Here is a 26,313-nt window from a genome sequence, read left to right as displayed (position 1 = left end):
GCGGAACACAACGTGCTTGCGCGCAACGGGGTCATACTTCTTCAGTTCGAGCTTGCCCGTCTGCGCGCGCGCGTTCTTGCGGGTCACATAGAAATACCCGGTGTCGGCCGTGGAGACGAGCCGGATCTGAATAACGTTGGTCTTCGCCATGGGTCTAATCCTCAGGGGGTCGAGTGTTCGCCGCAGGTCTGGATTTGCACCCCTGATCGCGGCTGTGGTTCAAAGTCGGCGCAAATTGCTCATCTGGGGCCAGAAGGTCAAGCTTTCTATGCGTCCTGCGCCCCTTCGGAACGTGAAAAAAGGCCGCAAACGTCATGATCGAGCTTTCAGAAGCGCGCGCGCGCGTCCTGTCATCCCTTCCTTTGCTCGGTCTCGAGATCGTTTCAATAGCTGACGCTGCTGGCCGAGTCACGGCGACGCCCGTGATCGGGCGTATGTCGAATCCGCCCGCCGACGTTTCCGCGATGGATGGTTACGCCGTTAGGGCCGCCGACGCCCGGGTCGGCGCCGTTCTTCGAATTGTCGCCGAGGCGCCTGCCGGGCACCCGACGTCCAGACAGGTCGGTCCGGGCGAATGCGTTCGCCTGTTCACCGGCAGCGTGATCCCCTCCGGCGCAGACGCGGTACTGATACAGGAGAACGTGTCCCGGAAGGAGAACTCCATAACGGTCAATGCGGAACCCTGCTCCAGCGCTTTCATAAGACCGGAAGGACAGGATTTCGCCGAAGGACAGGTCGTGGTTCCTGCTGGACGCAGGATGACGGCACGAGATGTCGGCGTGGCGGCGGCGGCCAACGTGCCGTGGGTGACCGTCCGGCGCAGGCCTCGCGTGGCCATCGTCAGCACTGGCGATGAAATTGCGCTGCCGGGGGAAGCCGTTCCACCGGGCGGCGTCATCGGTTCGGTGGCGCCGATGCTCTCCGCCCTGCTGCGAGAAGCGGGTGCCGAGCCAATCATGATTCCGCCCGCTCGGGACACCCTCGAGGACATCCGACGCGCGACTCAGGGACTGGAGTCTCATGACCTCATCCTGACCGTGGGCGGCGCCAGCGTCGGGGCCTATGATCTGGTGAAGGATGCGCTGGGGCAATCAGGCCTGGATGTCGATTTCTGGAAAATCGCCATGCGCCCCGGCAAACCGCTGATGTTCGGGCGCCTGCGCGGGACGCCTGTCATCGGCCTCCCGGGCAATCCCGTTGCGGCTTTTGTTTGCAGCGTCGTGTTCGCCCTGCCCGCCTTGCGCTCCATGTCAGGCCAGAGCGTGACCGAAGAACCGCGAGAGAAAGCGCGGCTTGCGATCGATCTCGGCGCCAACGACAGCCGTTTCGACCATCTCCGCGCCACACTCTCGCGCGATGAAGAGGGTGTTTTGTGGGCTACGCCGTTTGCTAAACAGGATTCGGGGATGCTTGCGCCTCTGGCGGCGTGCGACGCTCTTGTGCTTCGCCCCGTTCATGCCCCTGCCGCGAACCGGGGCGAAGCCTGCGACATCATTCGGTTTGGAAGAATGCCGGACTGACCCTGCGTAATGTGACGTCAGGTTATTGACCAGAAACAGGAACTTATGTAGAACAAAGACTGGACATTCGCGAACATATTCCGCGAGAGGAGATGAATTGATGTTGACCCGTAAGCAGCACGAATTGCTGCTCTTCATCGATTCGCACCTCAAGCAGACGGGTTTCTCGCCGTCTTTTGACGAGATGAAAGAGGCGCTCGGCCTCAAATCCAAGTCGGGCGTGCACCGTCTGATCTCCGCGTTGGAAGAGCGCGGGTTTCTGCAGCGTCGGCACAACCGCGCCCGCGCGCTGGAAATCCTTCGTTTGCCGGCGGGAGGCGAATCCGAGCAACTTGGAGCCGCCCCTTCTCCGCAGGCTCTCAACGTTATCAAAGGTGATTTTTCCCACCGTCTTGCAGGCGTGCGGACGGCGGACGAAGCCGGATCGCTCAATCTGCCGCTCTATGGTCGGATTGCGGCAGGTCTGCCCATCGAAGCCCTGCGCGACAACGGAACACACGTCGCCGTGCCGCTCGCACTGCTGGGTCAGGGAGAGCATTACGCGCTCGAAGTAGCGGGCGATTCGATGATCGAAGCCGGGATTCTCGATGGAGACACCGTGATCATCCGAAAAGCGGACACGGCCGAGACCGGGCAGATCGTCGTCGCTTTGATCGATGAGGCCGAAGTGACGTTGAAGCGCTTGCGCAAACGCGGCGCCGCAATCGCGCTGGAAGCAGCGAATCCTGCTTACGAGACGCGGATCGTCCCCGCCGAGCGCCTACGCATTCAGGGGCGTCTTGTTGGGTTGCTCCGTAGCTACAACTAACGCGCTTCTGACTAACGCAAGCTCTGTAGAGCGGTCAGGCTGGCCGCGCTGCGGGGCTAAAGACCAGCCCGCAAGAAGATAGTTCGGGTTGAAGAGCGGCTTGGGTCCCATCGGACGTTGGCGCGATCTTGTATAGACCACACCACCCGAACGTGCGCCGCGATCTTACCGATATTGGCGATGACGGACGCTTGTGTCGGCAGCAGAATCTTGCGTGACCGTTACGAAAATGTCAGCCTTCCGATAGCATCCGCCACGTGTCTTTCTCGCGGCTCAGTGGTTGCATCGGGAAGTCTATACAACATGCCGAATTACACCGTCACACATCGCCTGTCGCAGCCAAAAGTCATCAATGAGTCTGGATCCTCGTCGCTCGCATGGACCGCTCCCGACGTCCTTCGGCCGCCCCCAACGATACCCGACAACAAGCCAACATATACTCGCGCCCCTTCGACCCACCCGAGGGCGACGCTGAATATTCTCACAGCGCCAAAGACGCCGTCCCATCCAGCTAACGCTTCAAAAAGCGAGGCCGTTCGCCGATGAGCACAACCTCACAGGAAGCGACAACGACGCTCATCGAATCAGAGACGATCTTTCCCGTGCCTGCGGACAAACGGCATGGCGACGCACGCAGCCTGTGCCTGATGTGGGTTGGCGCCAACCAGAACATCCTCGCGATCATGACAGGCATGATCTACTGCAAGGTTCTGCATCTCTCCCTTCTTTGGGCGGCTGTAGCAATTCTGGCGGGCAATGGCGTCGGCGGCGTGTTCATGGCTCTGCACGCGGCTCAGGGGCCTCATCTCGGCGTTCCGCAGATGCAACAGACTCGCGGTCAGTTCGGCGCGTGGGGCGCATTGCTGATCGTTGCTGTGGTTATTCTCATGTATGTCGGCTTCACCGCGACCATACTGGCGATCGGCCGAGACCAGACCAATCTGGCTCTGGGCCTGTCAGACCAGCAGTGGCCCGTCATCCTCTCGGCGTTAATAATCTTCATTCTCTGTGCCGTTGGACATGGGCTGATCGAGCGCTTCACCATCGGATACACCTATGTAGCGGCGACCAGCTTCATTTTGCTTGCCGCGTATTACGCCTTTGGTCTGCATGCCGCGCCGGTTGAGCCGCTGTTCGCCATGCCGACGCTTCGCGATTTCGTCGCGGCACTTTCGATCGGCGTGTTGTGGCAGATCGCCTATGCGCCCTACGTGTCAGATTACTCTCGCTATTTACCCGCCCATACAGGGGAAAGAACTGCATTCTGGTCGTGCCTGACCGGCAGCACTCTGGGAACTGCGGCGCCAACGCTGATTGGCGCCTATATCGGCAGCACAGCGGCGTCCGCGTCCTTCTACGCCGAGTTGAACGGCATATCATCCGCCGTATCACTTGCGTTGCTGATCGTCATCGTTATCTCAACACTTATATGTTGTACAATGCAGATTTACTGCGCAGCCTTGTCGATGATGACGTTCATGCACACATTTCGGCCGAACTGGCGCCCGACCCACCGCAGCCGGGCCGTATGCTCAGCCATTCTGCTTGCTGCATCAGTCGTGACGACGATCTCGCTCCGCGGCGACATTCTCGATATTATCAATGATTTTATAGAACTTCTTCTTGCCGTTCTATCCCCATGGACCGCGATAAATCTCGTCGACTATTATCTCGTCCGCCACGGCGACTACGATATTCCATCCCTTTTCAAGGAGGATGGCGGAATCTATGGGCTGGTGAACGGTCCTGCCGTCGTTTGCTACGGCCTCGGTATACTTGTGCAAATACCTTTTATCTCGAACGCGCTCTACACCGGCGCCGCCGCGCGAATGCTTGGCGGTGTGGACGTGTCGTGGATCACTGGAATTCTCGTTCCTGGAGCTATTTACTGGGCTCTCTCGATCCTCGGCGGCGTCCGAAGCACGGGCCGCGACGCCTGATCTTCGCCGCACTGCCGAAGCCGCAAAATCAAGAATCCCCTACACATAAAAAAAACGCATGATCATGAAATCATGCGCCCTTCCTACAAAACAAATTTTAAAGCCCGATCCGATTACACTGCGACGTCCTATTTGAGCCGCAGTTCAATCGCCTATCCGTTCTTTATTGGAACGGCAGGTAACGCATGGAGAAGAAGATCATGTTGTCGTCGGTATGCGGCGTACCGCCAACGCCACGGAACGCGGCGACGTTCGTGTAGGAGTATTGGGCGCCCAGCTGCACCGTGCCATAATCACCCTTCAGGTAACGCCACCAGAACCCGACCGTACCCTGCGCGACACGCTTGATGCTCGCCTGGCAGAGGCCCGAAGCCGCGCCTTCGGTATCGCAACCCGTCACGTTGTAGTTCGGGTTTCCGTAGCCGTAGGACTTACCGCCCTCATTGAACGAACTGCGGTTCAGAATTTGCTCCATGCCGCCGTAAGCGTAAAGATCGAGCGACTTGGTCGGATGACCGATCAGACCGACCAGAACCTGCGCTTCCGGAAGCAGCGCGGGAGCGCCCCGGGAATTCAGGGTGTAATCGGGCAGGTTCGACGTGCCGTAACGACCGATGCCGACGCCTGCAAGGCCCGACGCCTGGAAGTCGAACTTGTTCTTGATGAGCGGAATGATCATGCCGCCGCCGCCGCCGCCGCCGAACTTCGTGTGACTTTCGCCCGTGCCGACATAGCTTACGCGATCGTGCAAGAAGCGACCGACCCCGAACGCTTCGAAGTGGCCAAATTTCGGATCTGCGGTTCCCTTGATGACGAAATCGGGGGCGACGTCCGTCGAATAGGTGGTGTCCGAGTTGTAAACCTGACCACCGGTGTTGTTGGCGGTGATGCTTGAGACGCCTTTGGGAAGGTACGTTCCGCCGCTGCCGACGTTGATAACCGCCTGCGGGTTCGCGATCTCCACGCCGATGTGGTACTTGCCGTGGTCGAAGCCCTTGACCGCGCGGACACCGGTGTTGCGCAGCCATGTGAAGCCCGGCACGTATTGCGCGTCGATGACCAGAGGAATCTGTTCGTCGCGCAGCCCCATTCCGTGCTTGAACATGGTCGCGAGAGACCACATCTGGCCGCCGCTGATATAGAAATCGTCCGCAGTGTCTTCCACCGCTCCGTAAAACAGACGCGAACGAAGCACATAGCTGTTGCTTTGGCGAGAGTTCGAGGACGAGCCGGCGCCCTGGAAATCGAGTTCGGTATAAGCCGACACCCGGACCGCCTGGGACACGTTCGCCGCCACGAGCGCTGCGAAACGGCTCTGACGTTCCGTCTGATGATACTCGTTGACATGCGCGTTGGGCGAATTGCCCCACGGAATGGAGCCGAAATTGGAACTGATGTCCGCAGTCTCGTTTCTTGTGCGGAAAATGCCAGCAGATTCCAGGAAGCCGCCCAGCGTGATCGTCACAGGACCAATATTAAACTGGCCTTTGTGGAACACTGGAGCCTTGGCAATTCCATGACCCGAAGGAACGCCGGACACCCGGCCATAAGCCGTGCTGTAAGGCGTTTCTGCTGTTATGTAAGGCGGCGGAGTGTCCAGCCCCGGCGCGCCGTTGCTGTTGATATACGCGCGACGCATGGCGTACGGATTGCTTTCCGCGGCCATACGGGCCTGCTTCGCGTTCTCTCGAGCCTCCGCAACTTCGTGATCACGGTGAACCTGCTGCACCTTCATTTCTTTCAGTTGTACCTGAAGAAGACGAATTTGCTTTTCCATGACGTCGATCTGTGACGCCGCCTGAGCATGCGCATCGCGACCAAAACCAAACTGCGTCAGTACGAGCGCGCTGCTCAACAGCAAAACGCTTTTGCGTTTTGCAAAAAATAACGGCTCCGGCATCGGGGATTCCTGTTAGTGGCAAGACCGATGCGGTTCTTAGGAGCCGGGGCGAGACCAAGTCTAAATAAGGTTCCATGACAGTAATATGACAACTATATGACAAAGTTTGTTAAAATCTTTTGTTTTCAAAAGGATCGTAATCACTGACCGCCGTCACGCTCCAGATTGTGCACACACGCTCCTCCAACCCATGTGGCGCGAATGCAACGGTCGTCCCCGAGGATGGTCAAAGCGAACAACAGGTCTTCAAGACTTTCGCAGTGTGAAGCGCGGTATTGCAACAACGGTGTGGCGTGCGGATCAAGCACGCACAGGTCCGCCTCCATCCCCGGCGCGATGACACCAATACGATCATCCAGTTCGAGGGATCGTGCTGCGCCGGCAGTCGCCAGCCATAACGCTTGCGCGGCGTGCAGACGCCGTCCCGTCATCTGCGCGACTTTATAAGCCTCCCCCATCGTTCGCAGTTGGGAAAGAGACGTTCCCGCACCTACGTCGGATCCCAGACCGACCCTGACAGGTCTTTTTGAATCCAGAGCATCGAAAAGACGAAAAGCGCCGCTGCCAAGAAAGAGATTCGACGACGGGCAATGAGAGAGCGCCGCTCCGGTTTCGTGGCAGCGGCACAACTCGGCCTCCTCCACATGAATGGCGTGACCGAACACGCTCCGCGGTCGCACCAGTCCCGCATGATCATAAACATCGAGATAAGAACGCCGATCTGGGAAAAGGCGCCTGACCGCGTCCACCTCGGTCAGGTTCTCCGCAAGGTGGGTCTGCATGAAGATGCTTGCGTCGCGACGAAGCAGATCTCCCGCAGCCTCAAGCTGCTCCGGCGTGCTGGTGATGGCGAAACGCGGTGTGACGGCGTAGAGCTGCCGTCCCTTGCCATGCCAACGATCAATCAGCGCCGAGGATTCGTCGTATCCCCGCTGCACGGTGTCGCGCAGCGCATCCGGCGCGTTTCGGTCCATCAACACTTTTCCAGCGATCATGCGCGCCCCGAGCCGCTCCGCTTCTGCAAAGAACGCTTCGACCGACTGCGGGTGGGATGTGCAATAGACGGCCGCCGTCGTCGTGCCGCATCGCATCAGTTCCGCCAGAAAGTGTTTCGCCATGTCGCGGGCCACCGCCTCGTCAGCGAAAGCGGCCTCGGCGGGAAATACGTAAGTCTCCAGCCACTCCAGCAACTGCTCGCCCCAGGCTGCAATAACCGGCAACTGAGGATAGTGAACGTGGGTGTCGATAAAGCCCGCCGAAATGAGGCAGTCCTTATAATGAACAGGCGTCACGCCCTCAGGCAGCGCGGCCTTCACCACGTCATACGCGCCAAAAGCCGAAATCCGTCCATCCTTCATGACGATCAACGCGTCGTCTTCGACCAGCAGACTATCTGACGGCGGGACTTCGAACGGATTGGCCCGAAACGTAATGGCGCGCCCTCGTATGGCGGCGCAGGATGCGGGTGACATCACGATCAGGGCTCTCTTTCAATCATTGCGTTATGCGTCGTAGGGCTAAGCTTTGGCGCCTCGCCATCAGACCGCTCCTCCTGCCAAAAAGAGCAGCCCGCCGCCGTGCGGCTCATGTCGTCTTTGCGAGTGTTGCCGCTCGTTGCGATGTCGGCAATGTGCACGCCGGGCAACCATGCAGAAAGCCGCGTGGTCGTGCGCGCGGAGCCTTGCCTTAATGCGATCTGCGCACGGCCCCTTCCTGGAAGACGGCGCTCACGCGAAGGCGAACGCATGAAGAAGCTATGGCGGAGGTTGAACCGGCCCTACCTGACCGCGAACAGCGGGACGAGCGGTACGGGGACAGAGGTCGACCGTGCAAAACTCCGTCAAAGGCGACCGCGCCCCACGATCACGTCACAAGAAGCCGCCCGGCGCTTTCGTGCGCACGCCCTTGAGGAGAAGGGGCATGACGACGTCCTGCGGATTGGCCTGAAGGATTCGTTCTGGTCGGACGTCTATCACCACGCGCTGACCGCCGGTTGGCCACAGTTCCTCTTCAGCAGCCTGTGCGGATATCTCGCCGCCAATCTGATTTTTGCTGCGTTCTACGAACTCGCAGTCTCTCAAATCTCGTCGCCCCGCCCGCTCAGTCTGCTCGATCTGTTCTTCTTCAGCGTGCAGACGCTTTCCACGGTCGGCTACGGCGTCATGGCGCCGGTTGGCCCCGTGGCGAACGCCATCGTTTCCGTCGAGGTGCTGGTGGGCATGATGGTGAACGCCCTGGCGACAGGGCTGGTGTTCGCCCGTTTCGCGCGTCCGCGCGCTAGACTCATGTTTGGCAGGAACGCCGTTATCTCGGATGAGAACAAGGTGTCGGCGCTCTGCGTCCGAGTGGCCAATCAACGTCGCAGCATGATTCTCTCAGTGGACGCTGAAATTGCGCTATCGCTACTCAGGCAAACTGCGGACGGGCATCTGGTGCGGGAGTTCCATCCCCTGCAACTGGTGCAGGCGCATGTTCCCGTGCTGCGTTTCGCCTTCGTCATCGCGCACGTGATCGACGCCGACAGCCCGCTGACTCGACACAGCCTTGCGGCGCTGGCGGAGGACGAAGCCGAAATCATTGTCACTGTAACCGGCACGGACGAAGCGACTGGCCAGTCCGTTTTCGCCCGCACAGCCTACAGAGTCGATCAGATTCTCATCAATCATCGCTTCGTCGACATGGTCCGCAGCAATCCGACAGGACGCATCGCCGTGGATTTCTCTCGTTTTCACGACACCGAGGCGCACGCCCCCGCCCCCGAATGAGCGCGCGGTTCTTCCTTGATGGCGGAGCCAGCGGCCCGTCGAGGGGATAAGGATTTCTCGAAAGATTAAGGAGCAGCGACTGCCCGCAGCAGACCATTGTCTGCTTTTCCGTTCAGCCAGCGTGCCGGCTGAACGGGAGGCGGCTGCGTAAGACCGGCGCGCCTCACGTCAACGTGAAGCTGTGCCTTTCCAGCCTCCAAGCGCGCAGATATGCGTCCAGTGTTCGGGCGACACCGGAACGACCGAAAGGCGTGACTGCCTGATCAACGCCAGATCGGCCAGAGCCTCGTCCGCCTTCATTTCCGCAAGAGTCACCGCCCGCGGCATCGGCCCAACGGTCTTCACATCGACGCAGACCCACGGTCCAGCATCGGCGGACGGGTCCGGATAGGCCTCACGAGCAATTTCCACGACGCCGACGATCTCCCGTCCCTCGTTCGAGTGGTAGAAGAAAGCCAGATCGCCCTTCTTCATCGCGGCGAGGTTTTTCTTGGCCTGATGATTGCGCACCCCGGTCCACGGCTCGACATCGTTGGCCACCTGCTCGTCCCAGGAGAACGCGTCGGGCTCCGACTTCACCAGCCAGTACTGGCGCGCCGACGCGCCGGACGCCTTGCTCATTCCGCGAGGGCCCCATCGCGAAACACCGCGCGCGTGGGACGAATGACGACGCTTTCGAACAGGTCGACCTTTGCATAAGGATCACTCGCCGCGAATCCTTCTGCGGCGGCGCGGTCCTCCACATCAACGATTAGCAGGCTGCCGCAGGCCCGTCCGTCATGATTGAACAGCGGACCGGCGAACTGAATGCGATCGACATAGGTCTGCAAATACGCAAGGTGGCTCTCACGGGTGGCTGACCGTGTTTCGAACGCTCCGGGTTTGTCGGTGCAAACAATGGTGAAAAGCATGGCGGGCTCCCGTCGTGTGCAAGAGATGAACCACCCATGAGTCGAGTGGCCCGTGTCAACGCCGCCATGATAGTGTAGGAACGTGCGCCCCGCCATTTGCGGTGGAGCCTTTTCCGCGCTCTGGCGCCATCCCATGTAGACGCGACGACGTAACCGGACGCCGTCTCTTCGATCAGGACACAGACAGATCTTGAACGCTTCCCCGACATTCATGGATCGCGCCGGCGCCCTGTTTCACCGCTACGCCAATCCCGGCCGTTTTCTGAAACTTGGGGCCTCGCTGCAGCCATGGCTCACATGGCCCGCGATCATGCTGACCCTGTGCGGTCTCGGCTGGGGCCTGTTCTTTTCTCCCGCCGACTGGCAGCAGGGCGATTCGGTACGTATCATGTACGTGCATGTGCCGTGCGCTTGGCTGGCGTCTTCGGGATACGCCGCGCTTGCAGTCTGCGCGGTGCTTTCGCTGGTATGGCGGCATCCTCTGGCCGATCTGGCCGCGGTGGAGATTGGTCCGGTCGGGGCGTGCGTAACGGCGACATGCCTCGCCACAGGTTCGCTCTGGGGCAAACCCATGTGGGGCACATGGTGGGTTTGGGACGCGCGCCTGACTTCCGTGCTGGTGTTGTTCTTTCTCTATCTCGGCCATATCGCGCTGATTCGCGCTTTCGACGATCCGCAACGGGGTTATCGCGCTGCGGCGATTCTGGCGCTCGCCGGCGCGGTGGATCTGCCGATCATCAAATTCAGCGTACAATGGTGGAACACCCTGCATCAGCCCGACAGCATCACCCTGACCGGCGCCCCTACGATGTCGCACGCCATGCTCTGGCCCCTGCTCGTCTCGACGCTCGGGTTCACGTTCGGATTCGCCGCAATCGTCGTCGCCCGCCTGCGCGCTGGCGTAATGGAGCATCGCATCCGTAGTCTGCTCACCAGTCCGCGCCGCGGAACGTCGGCTAACGCCACTCTCGCTGAATCTGGCGCGCAGGAGTTGGCCGTATGACGCATCTTCCCTACATTCTGGCGGCTTATGGGCTGGCTGCAGCGCTGGCGCTTTATCTGTCAATCGGCGCTGCGCTGCGCCTGCGTCGCGACCGTGCGCGCCTTGCCACGCTTGAAGCCGCACTCGGACGGCAGCCCGTGGACGGTCAGACAGGGGCGGGTCGCGCCGGAGTCAGCGCATGAAACGCAAGACACGCAGACTCTGGCTGGTCATCGCCTGCGTTGCCGGGCTTGGAGCCGCCGCCGGACTAACGCTCTCGGCGTTCTCCTCTAACATCGTGTTCTTCATGACGCCGTCGCAGGTCGCCGCGAAGGCGCCCCCCGCCGACCGCACCATTCGCCTCGGCGGGATGGTTGTCGCCGGATCGGTGCATCGGGAACGGCATGGCGAAACGCCGGTAAACAGCTTCGAAGTGACCGACGGACAGGCCGCCGTGACGGTGCAGTTCGAAGGCATCCTCCCCGACCTGTTCCGGGAGGGGCAGAGCGTCGTGGCTGTCGGGTCGATGACGACTGACGGCGGTTTCGCCGCCTCGGAGGTTCTCGCCAAGCATGACGAAACCTATATGCCCAAGGAAGTGGCTGAAGAGCTGCAGAAGTCCGGCAAATGGGACCCTAAATTCGGCCCGCCGCCAAATGCTGCGAGCTGGAACGCCATGACAGCCAAAGACGCGAAGACGTCTTCTCGCGGCAGTTGATCGTGGCGGCTTTCTTCTACGGCCATGCGCCGCGCGCTCCCCGAAGCGCACCGATTCAAGATAATAGGAACGTTGCGTGAGCCCCGAACTCGGCCATTTCGCCCTTGCGCTCGCCTGCGCTTTCGCCTTCGCACAAACCATCCTGCCGCTGATAGGCGCGCAGCGCCGCGACCGGAGGCTGATGACGATGGCTCCCGGTCTCGCGCTCGGTCAGGTCATTGCGCTCGGCGCTTCGTTCCTTTGCCTGATCGACGCCGCGATCAGCGACGATTTCTCCGTCGCCAACATTCTGGAGAACAGCGCCGTCACGAAGCCGCTGCTCTATAAAATCACCGGCGTCTGGGGAAACCATGAAGGTTCGATCCTTCTGTGGGCGCTGATTCTTGGACTGTGCGGCGCAGCGGTCGCTGCTTTCGGCCGCAATCTTCCAGCCGCCCTGCGCGCGCGGGTGCTCGCCGTCCTTGGCGGCGTCGCGGCGGGGTTCGAGCTGTTCTGCCTGACGACCTCTGATCCTTTCGATCGCGTCTGGCCCGCCCCTCTCGACGGGCAGGGCATGAACCCCCTGCTTCAGGATCCCGGCCTCGCGTTCCACCCGCCCATTCTCTACACGGGCTATGTGGGCTTCGCGGTGCCTTTCGCCTTCGCCATCGCAGCACTGATCGAGGGACGCGTCGACGCCGCCTGGGGGCGTTGGGTCCGACCATGGGCAGTCGCCGCCTGGGCGTTCCTGACCTGCGGCATCGCTCTGGGGTCATGGTGGTCCTATTACGTGCTTGGCTGGGGCGGCTACTGGTTCTGGGATCCGGTGGAAAACGCGTCCCTCATCCCGTGGCTGTCAGGCACGGCGCTGATGCATTCGGCGATCGTTGTGGAAAAGCGCGAGGCGCTGAAAATCTGGACCGTCCTGCTGGCCATCGCGACGTTTTCGTTCTCGCTTTCCGGGACGTTCCTCGTGCGTTCCGGAATCCTGAATTCGGTTCACGCCTTCGCCAACGATCCTGCACGCGGCATCTTCATTCTCGGGCTGCTCGGACTGGTCATTGGTGGATCGCTGGCGCTTTTCGCCTGGCGCGCACCGTCCCTGACGGCTGGCGGCCTATTTTCGCCGGTGTCGCGAGAAGGGCTGCTGGTGCTGAATAACATCCTGCTCTGTTCGATCTGCGCGGTAGTGCTGACGGGCACGATGTATCCGCCCTTCATGTCCCTGCTGTTCGGCAAAACGATTTCGGTCGGCAAGCCGTTTTTCGACGCTGCGACCATTCCCCTCGCCATTCCGCTTTTTGCGTTCATGGGTTTCGGACCGATGCTTCCGTGGAAGCGCGCGCAGATGTGGCCGGTCCTGCGCCGTCTGTGGATCGCCGCTCTGGCTACGCTTCTGGCGTTCGCCGTCGCCACGTGGAGCCTGTCGGGCGTGCTGCCGATTCTGTGCGCCACTGGCGCAGTGTGGGTCATCGCCACCAGCGCGACCGATATCGCTAACCGTGTCGCGCTGTTCCGCATTCCGCTGGGACAGAGCTTCAACCGCGCCCGCTTTCTGCCGCGCGCCGCTTTTGGCGCTGCGCTGGCCCATGCCGGCGTGGGCGTCAGCGCTCTTGGCCTCGCCGCGATGTCTCAGGCGCAGCACAAGATCGTCGAGGTGCCTGTCGGCCAGACCGAAAGTCTGGCCGGATATGACTGGACGTTGGCCGGCGTGAAGACCGAACCCGGCCCGAACTACACGGCGCTGGTTGGTACGATCGAAGTCCGCCACAACGGACATCTGGTGACCGTCATGCATCCGTCCAAGCGCAGCTTCAACGCGCAGAACCAGACCACGACCGAGGTGTCTATCCACACCAACGGCTTCTCGGACCTCTATGGCGTGATCGGCGACAAACATGGCGACGACGCGCATCCAACTTATGTGCTGCGTCTGCATTACAACCCGCTGGCGCCATGGATGTGGCTTGGCGCATTGATCATGGCGTTCGGCGGCGCGCTCTCTCTTTCGGATCGGCGCATGCGCGTCGGGGCGCCGCGACGCGCGCCCGCGCCCAACACGGTGGCCGCGGAATGAGCGCCGACGGTCCTTCCCTCGGCCGACGCCGGGTGATGATGGCGCTGCCTCTGGCGGGCGCTGGCGTCGTGGGCGCGGCATTCTGGGGCATGCTGTCGGGCATGCAGAAGGGGTCGTTCAACCCGCATGACATCAACGCGCCATCGGCAGGCCGTCCCGTCCCCGACTTCGCGGTGATGGACCAGACGCCGGGCGTCGGTTTCTCGAGCCACGACCTTCAGGCGATCACGGCTCCGGTCTTGATCAACTTCTTCGCCTCATGGTGCATTCCGTGCATCGCGGAAATGCCACAGTTGCTGAAGTTGCGTGACAGGCTTCCGATCTGGGGCATCGCCTACAAGGACAAGCCAGACAACGCCGCCGGTTTCCTCCGCCACGCCGGAAATCCTTATGCACGGATCGGCAGTGATTTCGAGGGCCGCGTGGCCATCGACTGGGGCGTTTCCGGCGTGCCGGAAAGTTTCCTGATCGCTCCGGACGGGAAGATCGTCTGGCATGGCGCGGCTGGCCTGAACAATGATGAGGTGCAGAACGCCCTCGACGCAGCGCTTGGGCAGACGAAACGATGAGGCGCCTCATGTTCCAGAGAGGCCGACATGCATCCGTCGCCCTCGCGGCGATGCTGTTCCTCGCGCCGGTTTTGGCGTCAGCGGTGGACGATCCGTCGGAAATGCTCCCCGATCCAAAACAGGAAGCGAGGGCGGAGGCCATCGGATCGCAGCTTCGCTGCCTCGTTTGTCAGAATGAGTCGATCGAAGACAGCAGCGCCGGTCTTGCGCGCGATCTGCGGAAGGTCGTGCGCGAGCATGTCGCGAAGGGCGAAAATCAGCAGCAGGTCATCGCCTGGATGGTCTCACGCTATGGCGATTTCATCCGCCTCAGCCCGCCTGTCACCGTGGCTACGCTTCTTCTCTGGGGGATGCCCGCGCTGGCGTTACTCGCCGGGATTGTCGGCGCCGTCGTGATTTTTCGTAAAAAGCCACAGGCCGCGCCGTTGACGGACGAAGAACGCGCGCGTCTCGAAGAATTGTCCCGTGAGCGTTGAGATGACTCCTAAATTCGATGGATCGGCATTGACTGCCGCCAGCAATACAAATGGCGGAAACGCGGCATGATCTGGATCGGCATCGGCTGCCTCAGTCTTTTCGCCCTGCTTCCGGCGGCGACCGCTTTTTGGCTCCGGGGACGTGCTCAGGATGAACGCAGCGCGGCTTTGGCCCTGCATGAAGCTCAGTTGGCCGAGCTTGAGCGTGACCTGTCGATCGGGATGATCGCTCCGGCTGAGCACACGATTGCGAAACTCGAAATCCAGCGGCGCATCCTTGCGGCCGATCGCGCCCGGTCGGACATTTCGGAAAAGTCTGCGCGGGCGCGCGCTATCGTGGCCCTTGCGCTGATTCCATTCGTCGCAATCGGCTTGTATCTGACGGGTGGACATCCAACGATGCCGGGCCAGCCGTTGAAGCCCCGTCTCGCAGAGATCAAGACGCGCGACGCCAAAGGCGACGCAGCGATCGATCAACTGCGCGTGGCTTTGACCAAGATGTCTCCGACTGACCCCACGCTTCGTCAGGGCTATCTCCTGCTCGGACAAGCCGAAGCTGCGCGTGGACGCAGCGCCGCCGCCGCAGAAGCATGGCGCCATGCGCTCGAACTCGGGTTTGCGCCTGAACTGGCTGCGGAAGTCGCCGAAGAGCAGACCATGGCGGACGGTCACATCAGCGCCGACAGCCTTGCTCTTTACCGCCGCGCGCTGGACGCCGCCCCAAAGGACGCGCCCTGGCGCGAATCCATCGAACAACGTATCGCCCAAGGCGAGCACGATCAGGAACAACCGTGAACGTTCCTTTGCCAATGCGCGAGCCGGAGATGAGCGGTCTGCAGCTCTGTCCGGTGTGTCGCGGAAAGATGCGGCGCACGGCGGAAGTTTGCCCGCATTGCGGCGCCCAGAAGCATTTCGGTGCGACGCCGAAGGAGGCTCTGATCGGAACCGGCGCAGGTTTGGGCGTCGGGGGGCTTCTTGTGATTGCTGTGCGCGGGGATCTCCTGATTGGCGGCGTGGCGCTCGCCGTCGGAGCGATTCTTGGTTTCGTCCTTGCGCAGAACCGGTATGGGGATCGATGGCTTCCAAAGAAAAAAAGCGACTGAACACGCTTTTTCAATCAGATAGAACCTGTTGATCGAGCAACGGCGTTCGCCGAAATTTAGGCAGAAAACATCAGCCGCGAATCAATTTCTGCGGGCACAGCCTATTATCAAATATCGCGTCACGAACGCGTAGGCGGAAGAAAAAACTCTCGGCTGAATCAATTGCAATTTTTAGTAGCCGCCATTTTTTTGGAGTTTTCAACCAAACCTACCCGCTTGAACAGTAGCCTAGCCGGGAACATCACGATCCGCGTGACTCAAAATCCCTGCCTACCCGTCAGAAGCGTAGACCCCGTAAGCGCAGCGCTCGACGTCTCCAGAGAATCACGCCTTGACGCGACCGGTCCCGCTTCTGGGATTCTTCCGTCTCGACGACACGGCGCGCGTCTCGGTCAATCCGAAGCGCTCCATCAACTCTTCTCTGTATACTCTTTGCCTTTCACCAACGCCCTCAACATCCGTCGCCATTCGACCGACCAGATGATGAATGCGTGTAATTTCATCTAACTGTTTATCGCAGGCCATTTTTCCTGTGACCGATTTTTCGTGGCGCCTGTGGGCGTTAAGCGGCTCGGCGACATACGCGACCTGTACGCCCGGCGCATTCAGAAGTTCGATGTAAAGGCGCCAGTCTCCTGCCGCTTCGAATGTTTCAAGTTCCCGGCATCGCGACAAGGCGTCATGCAACGCGTCACGGCGAAAGAGCACGGACGACGCATTGAGAATAAGGTTGCGTTCGCTCAGATACTCAGCAACGAACGTCGCCCCCATATGCACGCCGTCGCGATCTAGAACATCGCCAGCGACCGAAGCGCAGTACGGCTTGTAGGATTCGAAAATCTGCACGCCATCAGAGTCGATTGCGCGGCTGTCAGAAAACGCCATCACAGCTTCGGGCGCCGCGTCGAGCGCGGCGCACAAGCGTCCCAGGAAATCCGGCTCAGCCAGATCATCCGCTTCAGCGATCCATACCCAGTCTCCGCGCGCTTCCGCCGCCGCGCGGCGCCACTGGGCGAACACCGAGCCCGATCCACTCCTGTTGGCGACGACACGAATATTCCTGTCCCACTCCTCCGCAGTCTCTTGCGCCACGGTGACGCTGTCGTCGGTCGAGGCGTCGTCAAGAACAATGATTTCCAAGACGGGATAATGCTGAGCGAAAATCGTCGCCAGACGACCAGCCAGATAGCGGGCGTAATTATACGAAAGCACGACAACCGAAATCCGGCGACGCGTTGGAGCGACGAGATGAAGCAGACGTTCTACATAACGATCAAAGGGGAAGAATTTTTCTACCTTTTTGCACATCCTGCCGCGCGCGCGCAGGCCATCCGCCAGAGCAGAGTCGGCCAGCCTGGTGGCGTGCCGCGCCATCCGCACGACGTCGCCCATCGGCGCCGTGGCGACGATATCCGGCATCCCCAGGCGCGTCGCCACCTGTTTCATAAGTTCCGGCGCGCCGCCTGAATCTTCAAACGCAACGCAACGCAAACCGCAGACCAAAGCCTCCATCACAACTGACGGCAACGGATCTTCGCGCGACGTCAAAGCAAAGACGTCAGCTGCAGACAGATAGTCTTGCACGTCAGAGACGTGGCCCGGCAGATGGAACCGACCGCTCTCCCGGGCGCAATCAATCTCCGCCGCCATCCAGTCGCGGCACTGCGCGTCAATCGCGCCCAGCCACATCAGATGAGTCCGAGTTTGATCTCTCCGCGAGCCTTCGGTGTTACGCCAGAGTTGCAGAAACAGATCGAAACCTTTGCGCAGATCGGCGTACCCCGCAGCGACAATCAATCGATCCTCCGGACCGATTCCCAGACGCGTCCGAACGGTATCCCGCGCCAGTCGACGAAAAGCGACAGAGTTGTATAATCCCTGAGGCAGAATCTTCGTTGCTTTCGGGGCTTGCTGCAACGTCGCCGTCACCTGCTGCGCAACACTCTCCGCGGGAAATACTGTTTGCCGCGCAAGACTTGCCGCCTCCGACAGAGCCCCGATCAGGCGTCGGTTGTTCAGGAGCGCAGGCATTTCATGAACAAGCTGGATGAAGCAGATCCCCGCGGTCGCCAATGCCTTCCCCATTACGGAAGCCGCGCAGGTATTGATTATGGCGTTGTCATACCCTTTCGCACAGATCGCGGAGACGCGTTCAGCGAGATCAGGATGGTCAGCTGCGACCAGCTCGACCTCCCCCAACTCCCTATATTGCGGAAGCATCGCTCCAGCCCCAAGCAGTAGAAACTGCACCTGGACGCCGTGGTTTTTCTTAAGAGACCAACCGATGGCGAGAAGCAGCATTTGCGCGCCTGACGGAAAAGCGTCGTGTCCAACGAGAAGAATCCGTGCGCCTGATGCAACTCCGAACGCTCCAGTCACCGCGCGGCCTGTCGCGTTGAGAAACGCCGACCCGAAATGCTGGTCAGGTTCGAGATAGGCGCCTTCGGCCCATTCGTTCCACGCGTTGACGCAGACCAGCGCCTCCCCGTGGAACGGCGTCTGACGTGCTTGTTCGATGAGGCCGGATAGCCAACGTTCAAAAAGCGCTGGAGTCGAACCATGCAATACGAGACCGGCTCCCTGTCGTCGCGCGTCGTTGTCCCATGACGGAGCCGCCGTGCGGATGAGCGGGAAGTCAGGGCGCGGCATAGACAGCGCGTTATCCACGACCTGCTCGTAATCGTAAATCTGTCCCGTAAAGTCTGTGTCAAGAAAGCGAATTTCTGAGTTGATCGTTGAAATTCCGCCAACGACCTTGTGCGGGGGAAACTCTATGGCGCCATCCATTCCAAATTTGCGCGGGTCACTGTCGCCGAACGACTGACTCATGACAAATATGGGATCAGCGCCACACGCCTCCACGAACAGCCGACGCCAGCGTGCTATGGTTGCCACACAGTCAGGCACGACGCCCGGCCGGTAAAGCATCAAAAGCGGGCGGCCTCCTATATGGATATAGCGAGGATCGTTGAAATGCCGAACAAAGCACGCAATGAGATCTGCTTCGTCCTCGGCGCGGAAATCCTGCGCAATAAGGATGTCGTCATCCGACCCATCCCATCTCCGGCTCCAGTTTTCGTTCGCCCACATCAAGCAGAATGGAAGATCGATATCCGGATTGGCCAATAACATCTCAAGCGGCGATTCAAGAAGTCTTTCGCCATTGAACCAATAAAAATAGAAAACGAACCCCTCGACCCCTGCGCCGCGGGCCATCTCCGCCTGTCGACGAAGTATGTCAGGATGATCGAGCGTATAATGACCCAGATCGCGAGGCACTCGAGGTTGATAATGACCGACGAAGCGCGGCAATCCGCGCGCCACGTTGGTCCACTCCGTAAATCCCTCTCCCCACCATTCATCATTCCGCGCCACATGATGAAATTGCGGAAGATAATAAGCCAGCACGCGCGCACGCCGGACTGCCGAATTCGGAAGCGGGCGACGCGTCTCGAACAGGGGCCCCGGGCGCGTCAGGCGCCGTACTTCTCTGGGAATGCTCGGCTCTTCCTTCGGCATGCTCGGGTGCACGCCTTCTTCCCCGCGATGCTCAAGATAATGCAGCAACGGGTTTGCATCCGGATCATTCGCCAAATACCTCGCCCGATAGAATGCCGGATCAAATTCGGGGAACGGTCGCCGCGCCTCGCGAAATCCCTGCATCATATAATGTTCAAGTGGATCCAGACCGGCGTCCGCTACGTCCGGGTAGGCTTTGAGATAAAAGCCCCTGTCAAATTCGGGCATCGGACTGATGTCGTTGCGATGACGGTTCAGCAGATAGTGCCGAAGCAGCAACATGCCCTCGGGCACGGGGTAGGTGCGGCCATACCAAGCGGGATCGAACCAGACGACCGGCCTTCGTCCCTCCGCTTCCCCCACGGTCACGTAATGCAACAGCGGCTCGCATTCGATATCCGGGTATCGCGCCAGATAGTCCAGCGGATCGAAGCAGGGGTTCGGCTTACGTCCCTCACGCCAGCCATATTGGTGGTAATGCGCCAGGGCCCCGGCTCCCACGCCAGCCAGGTCAGCGTGAGACGAGAGATAATATTGAGCGTCGAACAGGCCGGAATGCCCGATGAGTCGCAGAGGCGAGACGTCGGCTCGGTCGGCAAGGTCCTGACCTGAGTCCGAGCGGATTTGAGCTTCCCTAAAGTCCACGTGGCAAGCCGCTTCACTCAAATTTTGTTGCACTTCGTCAAACGTCCGTTAATATTAACCGGCCGTCAACAAATTTTAGACGCTGCGCGCGCAATCGTCTTATTTTTGCCTTCTTGCTATGAGGCGCAATCAGCCCTATGTCCCCGAGCTCCAATGGAAGCCCGAATCCTGACAGACCAGCCCGAGACGCCGCTCGAAGTCGATCACCAGAGAGCCGTCTTCCCCGAGGGGCTCTCTCTCGATTGCGGTGCCGTGCTGGCGCCGGTTGAGATCGCCTACCGAACCTATGGGATACTGTCGGCTGCTCGCGACAACGCTATCCTGATCTGTCATGCCCTGACGGGAGATCAGTACGTCGCCGAAACCCATCCCGTGACAGGCCGGCCGGGCTGGTGGGAGCGAATGGTCGGACCGGGCAAGCCCATCGACACTGATCGGTTTTTCGTCATCTGCTCGAACGTGCTGGGCGGATGCATGGGGTCAACAGGTCCCAGCTCCTCCAACCTTTCTCGCCTTGCATTCGATGCGCGGGAAGACGGAGACGCTGTTCACGAACCCTGGGGTACAGAGTTTCCGCCAATCACTATTCGCGACATGGTCCGAGCCCAGCATGCGCTGGTGCGCCAACTGGGCATCGAGCGATTGTTCGCCGTCATAGGCGGATCCATGGGCGGGATGCAGACTCTGGAATGGGCCGCGACCTATCCCGAAATGGTCTTCGCCGCTATCCCGATCGCCACCGCACCGTTCCATTCAGCTCAGAATATCGCATTCAACGAAGTCAGCCGTCAGGCTATCTTTGCCGATCCCGACTGGCGCGGCGGTCGCTATTGGGAAAGCGGATCGATCCCTGCGCGCGGACTTGCCGTGGCGCGCATGATGGCGCACATCACTTACCTTTCAGAGGAAGCTCTGACACGGAAATTCGGCCGACGCACCCGCCGACAGAACGCCTCTCCTGAGGCGTCGGGAGATCTGGAACATCCACTTTCCTTCTTCGGCGAAATCTTCGAAGTCGAATCCTACCTTCGACATCAAGGGTCGAGCTTCGTGCTGCGCTTCGACGCCAACTCCTACCTGACCATTACCCGCGCCATGGACTGGATGGATATTGGAGCCGAACATGACGGCGACTACGCCGCCCCGTTTGTCGGCACACGCACCCGGTTCTGCGTCGTTTCCTTTACGTCCGACTGGCTGTTCCCTACGTCGCAATCACGCGTGCTCGTTCGCGCGCTCAACAGGGCTGCGGCCAACGTTTCGTTCGTCGAAATCGACAGTGACAAAGGCCACGATGCGTTTCTACTGGATGAACCAGACTTCGACCGCACCATTCGAGGCTTTATAAGCGGCGCGGCGGAACATGCGGGTCTCCATGTCGGTCCAAAGCTATGACGTCAGGCTCGCAATCCTCTGGACCGAAAGTGACAGTTGTCGAGCTATCGTTATTGGCTCCCGTGAAATATCGTTAAAATGCGCCTCGACCAAAAATTGATCGCACAGATGATCGCCCCCGGATCCCGCGTGCTCGATATCGGCAGCGGTGACGGTAGCCTGATCGATCATCTCTTTCGCGAACGCGGCTGTGATGCGCGCGGCATAGAAATAGACATGCAGGAGGTCACACGCTCCGTTGCGCATGGCCTTCCCGTGGTTCACGGTGACGCGGATCACGATCTGGCGCATTACCCGGACGAGAGTTTTGATTATGTCGTGCTGCAACGCACGCTTCAGGCAGTCGAACGCCCACGAGAGGTGCTGCGCCAGATGCTGCGCATCGGGCGACACGCCATCGTGTCCTTTCCCAATTTCGGCCACTGGGAGTTGCGACTGAAGCTCCTGACCACTGGGCGCATGCCCAATACGGCTGTGTGGAGCACGCCGTGGTTCGCAACGCCGAATATCCACCCATGCACGATTCGAGATTTTTTGGCTTTGTGCAGTGGCGAGAGCTATCGGGTCATAGAGTGGATGGCCATCGACGAAGAAGGCGAGCGTGCGCCATGGCGTCGTTCGATTCGGCTGGCCAATCTATTCGGTGAGCAGGCTCTTTTCTTGCTCGGGCGCAATGAGCCTGCCAGTCGCGATGAACGCCTGAAATGACCGCGGCACTCCAGAAATCCACGGCAGTTCTGGCGGCTATCGACGGTGGTGCGAGCAAGACCATTCTGCGTCTGCTCACCCCTGATGGCGTGGTTCTGGGAGAAGGCCGCTCTGGGCCAGCGAACGTGGCCACCGATCCGGATCAGGCATGCGCTTCGATCGAAGCAGCGTTGCGTGATGCGCTCATCGCCGCACAGCTTCAACGCCATGACATCGGGCGAGAGGGGCTTCGCGTCTACGCGGGGGCTGGGGTGGCAGGAGCGGAAGTCGCCGGGCGCGCCGCGGTTATTCGTGATGCGTTCCCCGATTTTGCCGCACTTGTCACACGCACAGACGCTTACACGTCCTGCCTTGGCGCACACGGTGGGAAAGACGGCGCGGTAGTCGCAATAGGTACCGGCAGCGTCGGTTATGCAATTTCCGGCGACCAATCGCATCGCGTAGGAGGATGGGGCTTTCCACAAGGTGATGAGGGAGGCGGAGCCTGGATTGGGCTACAGGCAGTCCGCCATGTGCTTCATTGCCATGACGGACGAGAACCAAAAACCGATTTATTCCAGCGCATCTGGGCAAAACTCGACCAAGATGGAACCGGCGACCCCCTCGGCTGGGCGATAGGCGCTTCTGCGTCGCGTTTCGCGACACTCACGCCGATCGTCATTTCCGCCTCACACGACCGCGATCAGGTGGCGTCTAAAATTTTACACGACGCAGCTAAAGAAATCGCAAATATCTCCAGCACATTGCTGAAAAATAAACCTTTTCTTCATTTACCGCTCAGCATCCTTGGAGGATTGGCTCCAATTTTGCTTCCCTACCTGCCAGAAACGACAAAAAAACTGATAGTCGCACCCAAAGGCGACGCCCTCGACGGAGCGGCATCATTGGCCCGCAAAGCCTGGATGAAACAGGAAGAGCTTTTCCAAGGGCCCTGAAAACTTATTTGCTTGGAAAAACAAATACGCTTGAGATCGCACCGCCAACGAATTCGTTGCAATTTAGTAAGGACTTGAAAAAAAATCGTGACGTTGTAGAGAATCTTGCGCGTAGATCCCCCGCACGAGGCTTGCAAAACGATTAAAAACGACGAAAATGCGGCACGGAGATCACGATAAGGGGCTTAAATCCAAGCGTCTTGAAAATTCGCGCAGTTTCGAATAGATTGCGCGGCGAGGTAGGTTAATGCGGTTATATATCTTTGTGTCTGCGTTGAAATAACGCGGTCGCTTCGGAGAAGCTGTTCACCTCTTCGACATGTCTCCCGTCGCTTGCGATCATCAATTCGAAGCCAGATTGGCCCGGATCGAATGCGCGCTGAATTGCGCCGCGCGGCACACAATCTGTCACCATGGCGGGGGCCTGCATTATGGACCCCATCGTTCCCGGGGCGCCAGGAGGCGTTTTAGTTAAATGACGACGTTTGCGGACCTTAAACTCGCCGATCCCTTGCTGCGCGCATTGGCCGAGGAGGGTTACACCACCCCCACCCCCATTCAGGCCCAATCGATTCCGCATCTGCTGCACGGACGGGATCTGCTCGGTCTGGCGCAGACTGGAACCGGCAAAACCGCCGCGTTCGCCCTGCCAATTCTACAGCATCTGCTGACCCACCAGAAAGCGCCGTCGCCAAAAGGCGCCAGAGTGCTGGTGCTGGCTCCGACCCGTGAACTGGCGTCGCAGATTGACGCCAACTTCAAGGCCTACGCCCGGCATATGAGGCTGCGTCAGGCAGTTGTGTTCGGCGGTGTGGGACAAGGGCGGCAGGTCGAGGCCATGCGTCGTGGCGTGGACGTTCTCGTCGCCGCCCCCGGACGACTGCTGGACCTGATGGGCCAAGGGTATATTGACCTTTCTGACCTCGAAGTTCTGGTTCTGGACGAAGCCGACCGGATGCTCGACATGGGCTTCATTCGCGACATCAAACGGATTGTCGCCAGCTTGCCGCGCGAGCGCCAGACCCTGCTGTTCTCGGCGACGATGCCGCGCAGCATATCCGATCTCGCCCACACCTTGCTGCGCGACCCCGCCAAGGTCGAGGTCACGCCGCCGTCCAGCACCGTCGATCGCATTCGTCAGGCCGTCATGTTTGTCGAGCCGGACAAGAAAAAAGACGCCCTCCTCCTTCTGGTGAACTCCCCGAAAGTCTCCAGAGCCGTCGTGTTCACATTGATGAAGCACGAAGCCAATAAAGTGTCCGAATTTCTCAACCGTAGCGGCGTACCCGCCGAAGCGATTCACGGCAACAAGTCACAGGGCGCGCGCGAGCGTGCGATGTCGGGCTTCCGGGCAGGCGACCTCAAGGTGTTGGTGGCGACGGACATTGCTGCGCGAGGCATCGACGTGGACGACGTCACACACGTCTTCAACTACGATCTGCCGAATATCCCCGAAAGCTACGTCCATCGCATCGGTCGCACAGCCCGCGCGGGCCGCGAAGGATGGGCCGTATCGTTCTGCGACCCGGAACAGCGCGCCTGGCTTCGCGACATAGAGCGCACCATCGGCAAACCTGTGCCGGTGGTGCGGGATCATCCATATCACTCCGACGCTGCCGAAAAGTCGACCCTCCCACCTCCGGTGCTCGGCGGCGGCGGACGCGGACGTGGAGGACGTTCGTCTTCGAACGGCGGCGGCGGACGCTCGTCCGGGCCACGGGCGCGCCGCGTCGCGTAGAAACAAGCCTGCTATGACCTGATCATAGCAGGCTTGGCTTAGAGCCATCTTTTAAGCGTGTGCGGCTTAAGACCTACGTCAACTGACGTCGGTCTTGCCGTGTTAGCTGTATTACCTCGGGGCTCTCCGCAGCAAACGTGACCACGACCATCATGAGACTTGGCTACACGGAGTATGAGGGGGGTTGTTTTCCTCCATAAATATTCGTGCTGGACTTCGCCTGACGACGTTACTCGCTGTGCTCGACACGAATTCAGGCAACGTCACTGGTAATAATAGACCGGCAAATCACTGTCATTGAGACGTCATTTTTCGGCCTGCACGAAATACGGTATGGCGAAGCTCAGAACTGGACCGGCATGACGCCGCCTTTTCGCTGGGAGTTAAGACATGCCGATCCGCAATCGCCTTCTTGCCGCTCTTCTTCTAAGCGCCGCGCCTGTTATCGCGCCGCTAGCCTGCGCTGAAGAAATCACCGGCGCAGGCTCGAGCTTCGCCGCTCCAATTTATCAGGCTTGGGGGGACGGCGCCAAAACCGGCGCAGGCGTGTCCGTCAATTATCAAAGCGTCGGCTCCAGCGCCGGACAGAACCTCGTTCTCGCCCGCACAGTCGACTTTGGCGCGTCCGACGCGCCGATGAGCGCTGATAAACTATCCTCTGGTTCGTTATACCAGTTTCCGACGGTCGTCGGCGGCATCGTGCCGATCGTCAACATTCCCGGTGTCGCCGCCAATAAGTTGAAACTGACGGGAGCCGTGCTCGCCGGCATTTACCTCGGCGACATCACCAGTTGGAACGATCCGAAGATTGTCGCCCTTAACCCGGGCCTGACGCTTCCCGACACCGCCATCGCTCCTGTCCACCGCGCCGACGGGTCAGGCACGACCTTCGTGTTCACGTCCTACCTCGCGAAGGTTTCTCCGGACTGGAAGGACAAGGTCGGCGCGGCGACGTCAGTCCAGTGGCCGGGCGGAGCTGGCGCTCGCGGAAATGACGGGGTCGGATCGTCCGTCCGCGCGACTGAAGGCGGTATCGGGTACGTCGAATACGCCTACGCTCGCCGCAACTCCATCTCGACGGCAGAACTGCAGGACAAGGCTGGCGAATTTGTCACCCCGAACCTCGAGAGCTTCTCGGCGGCGGCGGCTTCGGCGGATTGGGCGCATTCCACGAATTTTGCGGTAGATATGCTCGATGTCGACGGCAAGGGCGTATGGCCGATCGTATCGGCGACATTCGTTCTTGTCCCCACGAACCCGAAAGATGCCGCTCGCGCAGCATCCGTTCATAAGTTCTTCGACTACTCCTTCAAAAATGGCGACTCAGCCGCCAAGGGCCTCGACTATGTCACGCTTCCAGAGAGCGTGAAAAAAACGATCGAATCTCAGTATCCCGGCCACCACTGATCTCTCCAGATCTGGCTGGTTTGCATAGAGGCGGGCTCATTTGAGCCCGCCTTTTTTGCGATCGCACGGAAACATTAAGTATACACGTGGAAGGAGGTTTTCTATCGCGTTGATCAACGGGCGATGCATATCTTCGATATAGCGACGAGCTCAGCTTCAAGCCAACATACCGATCGTCCGCATAATACGGTTCTTATAAAAATATGAAAATTAGATGT

23 protein-coding genes are annotated in these 26,313 nt (G+C 59.9%); 17 read left to right on the top strand and 6 right to left on the bottom strand.

The window, feature by feature from the left end:
• On the bottom strand, positions 1-150 hold a 150-nt coding region (gene rpmG / locus HK28_RS06355), incomplete at its 3' end, for a 50S ribosomal protein L33 (RefSeq protein WP_086643765.1).
• Positions 151-314: 164 nt separating this feature from the next.
• Between rpmG and glp the strand changes: the two genes are divergently transcribed.
• From glp to HK28_RS06340, 3 genes are all read left to right on the top strand, one after another.
• Positions 315-1,520 carry a gephyrin-like molybdotransferase Glp gene (gene glp / locus HK28_RS06350; RefSeq protein ID WP_086643764.1) on the top strand — a complete coding sequence of 402 codons (1,206 nt, stop codon included), beginning with the start codon at positions 315-317 and terminating at the stop codon, positions 1,518-1,520.
• A 100-nt stretch (positions 1,521-1,620) separates the two neighbouring features.
• Positions 1,621-2,328, top strand: a complete 708-nt coding sequence (gene lexA, locus HK28_RS06345; protein ID WP_086643763.1) for a transcriptional repressor LexA — start codon at positions 1,621-1,623, stop codon at positions 2,326-2,328.
• A 542-nt stretch (positions 2,329-2,870) separates the two neighbouring features.
• Positions 2,871-4,268 (top strand): cytosine permease, encoded by a 1,398-nt coding sequence (locus tag HK28_RS06340; RefSeq protein ID WP_086643762.1) that lies wholly within the window; start codon positions 2,871-2,873, stop codon positions 4,266-4,268.
• A gap of 163 nt (positions 4,269-4,431) precedes the next feature.
• On the opposite strand, the gene HK28_RS06335 is transcribed toward HK28_RS06340, so the two are convergent.
• Positions 4,432-6,168: a hypothetical protein gene (locus tag HK28_RS06335; RefSeq protein WP_086643761.1), complete on the bottom strand. Its 1,737-nt coding sequence runs from the start codon at positions 6,166-6,168 to the stop codon at positions 4,432-4,434.
• 140 nt (positions 6,169-6,308) lie between these two features.
• Positions 6,309-7,640 carry a guanine deaminase gene (gene guaD, locus HK28_RS06330; protein WP_198945819.1) on the bottom strand — a complete coding sequence of 444 codons (1,332 nt, stop codon included), beginning with the start codon at positions 7,638-7,640 and terminating at the stop codon, positions 6,309-6,311.
• A 114-nt stretch (positions 7,641-7,754) separates the two neighbouring features.
• On the opposite strand from guaD, the gene HK28_RS06320 reads away from it, so the two are divergent.
• Positions 7,755-8,933 (top strand): ion channel, encoded by a 1,179-nt coding sequence (locus HK28_RS06320; RefSeq protein WP_233140395.1) that lies wholly within the window; start codon positions 7,755-7,757, stop codon positions 8,931-8,933.
• Positions 8,934-9,101: 168 nt separating this feature from the next.
• On the opposite strand, the gene HK28_RS06315 is transcribed toward HK28_RS06320, so the two are convergent.
• Together HK28_RS06315 and HK28_RS06310 are read right to left on the bottom strand one after the other, a co-directional pair.
• Positions 9,102-9,554: an EVE domain-containing protein gene (locus HK28_RS06315; RefSeq protein ID WP_086643757.1), complete on the bottom strand. Its 453-nt coding sequence runs from the start codon at positions 9,552-9,554 to the stop codon at positions 9,102-9,104.
• Complete coding sequence (locus HK28_RS06310; protein WP_026399218.1) at positions 9,551-9,844, bottom strand: YciI family protein; 294 nt, start codon at positions 9,842-9,844, stop codon at positions 9,551-9,553. The genes HK28_RS06315 and HK28_RS06310 overlap by 4 nt, the downstream gene beginning before the upstream one ends.
• 190 nt (positions 9,845-10,034) lie before the next feature.
• Here HK28_RS06310 and HK28_RS06305 point away from each other — a divergent pair, with 190 nt between their 5' ends.
• The 8 genes from HK28_RS06305 (at position 10,035) to HK28_RS06270 (ending at position 15,748) form a co-directional block, all read left to right on the top strand.
• Entirely contained in the window at positions 10,035-10,847 is an 813-nt protein-coding gene (locus HK28_RS06305; protein WP_198945816.1) for a heme ABC transporter permease, read from the top strand.
• Positions 10,844-11,029, top strand: coding sequence for a hypothetical protein (locus HK28_RS06300; protein WP_086643755.1), 186 nt, complete (start codon positions 10,844-10,846; stop codon positions 11,027-11,029). The genes HK28_RS06305 and HK28_RS06300 overlap by 4 nt, the downstream gene beginning before the upstream one ends.
• Complete coding sequence (ccmE, locus tag HK28_RS06295; RefSeq protein WP_086643754.1) at positions 11,026-11,544, top strand: cytochrome c maturation protein CcmE; 519 nt, start codon at positions 11,026-11,028, stop codon at positions 11,542-11,544. The genes HK28_RS06300 and ccmE overlap by 4 nt, the downstream gene beginning before the upstream one ends.
• A 76-nt stretch (positions 11,545-11,620) precedes the next feature.
• The gene (locus HK28_RS06290; protein ID WP_086643753.1) at positions 11,621-13,600 is read left to right on the top strand and encodes a heme lyase CcmF/NrfE family subunit; all 1,980 of its coding nucleotides are present in this window, start codon (positions 11,621-11,623) and stop codon (positions 13,598-13,600) included.
• Entirely contained in the window at positions 13,597-14,169 is a 573-nt protein-coding gene (locus HK28_RS06285; protein WP_086643752.1) for a redoxin domain-containing protein, read from the top strand. Before HK28_RS06290 ends, HK28_RS06285 begins: the two co-directional genes overlap by 4 nt.
• 8 nt (positions 14,170-14,177) lie before the next feature.
• The gene (locus HK28_RS06280) at positions 14,178-14,645 is read left to right on the top strand and encodes a cytochrome c-type biogenesis protein (RefSeq protein WP_086643773.1); all 468 of its coding nucleotides are present in this window, start codon (positions 14,178-14,180) and stop codon (positions 14,643-14,645) included.
• 66 nt (positions 14,646-14,711) lie between these two features.
• Positions 14,712-15,440 (top strand): c-type cytochrome biogenesis protein CcmI, encoded by a 729-nt coding sequence (gene ccmI, locus HK28_RS06275; protein WP_086643751.1) that lies wholly within the window; start codon positions 14,712-14,714, stop codon positions 15,438-15,440.
• Entirely contained in the window at positions 15,437-15,748 is a 312-nt protein-coding gene (locus tag HK28_RS06270) for a hypothetical protein (protein ID WP_143217336.1), read from the top strand. The genes ccmI and HK28_RS06270 overlap by 4 nt, the downstream gene beginning before the upstream one ends.
• 324 nt (positions 15,749-16,072) lie before the next feature.
• On the opposite strand, the gene HK28_RS06265 is transcribed toward HK28_RS06270, so the two are convergent.
• Positions 16,073-19,912 (bottom strand): glycoside hydrolase family 99-like domain-containing protein, encoded by a 3,840-nt coding sequence (locus tag HK28_RS06265; protein ID WP_233140394.1) that lies wholly within the window; start codon positions 19,910-19,912, stop codon positions 16,073-16,075.
• Between the two features lie 153 nt (positions 19,913-20,065).
• Here HK28_RS06265 and HK28_RS06260 point away from each other — a divergent pair, with 153 nt between their 5' ends.
• From HK28_RS06260 to pstS, 5 genes are all read left to right on the top strand, one after another.
• Entirely contained in the window at positions 20,066-21,307 is a 1,242-nt protein-coding gene (locus HK28_RS06260; protein ID WP_086643749.1) for a homoserine O-acetyltransferase, read from the top strand.
• Positions 21,308-21,385: 78 nt separating this feature from the next.
• A complete protein-coding gene (gene metW, locus HK28_RS06255) occupies positions 21,386-22,015 on the top strand; it encodes a methionine biosynthesis protein MetW (RefSeq protein ID WP_086643748.1) in 630 nt (209 codons plus the stop codon).
• Complete coding sequence (locus tag HK28_RS06250; RefSeq protein WP_086643747.1) at positions 22,012-22,950, top strand: BadF/BadG/BcrA/BcrD ATPase family protein; 939 nt, start codon at positions 22,012-22,014, stop codon at positions 22,948-22,950. Before metW ends, HK28_RS06250 begins: the two co-directional genes overlap by 4 nt.
• A gap of 475 nt (positions 22,951-23,425) precedes the next feature.
• A complete protein-coding gene (locus tag HK28_RS06245) occupies positions 23,426-24,688 on the top strand; it encodes a DEAD/DEAH box helicase (RefSeq protein ID WP_086643746.1) in 1,263 nt (420 codons plus the stop codon).
• Positions 24,689-25,078: 390 nt separating this feature from the next.
• Positions 25,079-26,095 (top strand): phosphate ABC transporter substrate-binding protein PstS, encoded by a 1,017-nt coding sequence (gene pstS, locus HK28_RS06240; RefSeq protein ID WP_086643745.1) that lies wholly within the window; start codon positions 25,079-25,081, stop codon positions 26,093-26,095.
• Positions 26,096-26,313: the final 218 nt, after the last annotated feature.

Origin of the sequence: Acetobacter sp. DsW_063 (assembly GCF_002153745.1) — a bacterium.
Lineage (GTDB): Bacteria > Pseudomonadota > Alphaproteobacteria > Acetobacterales > Acetobacteraceae > Acetobacter.
This window is presented reverse-complemented; position numbering and strand designations above follow the sequence as displayed.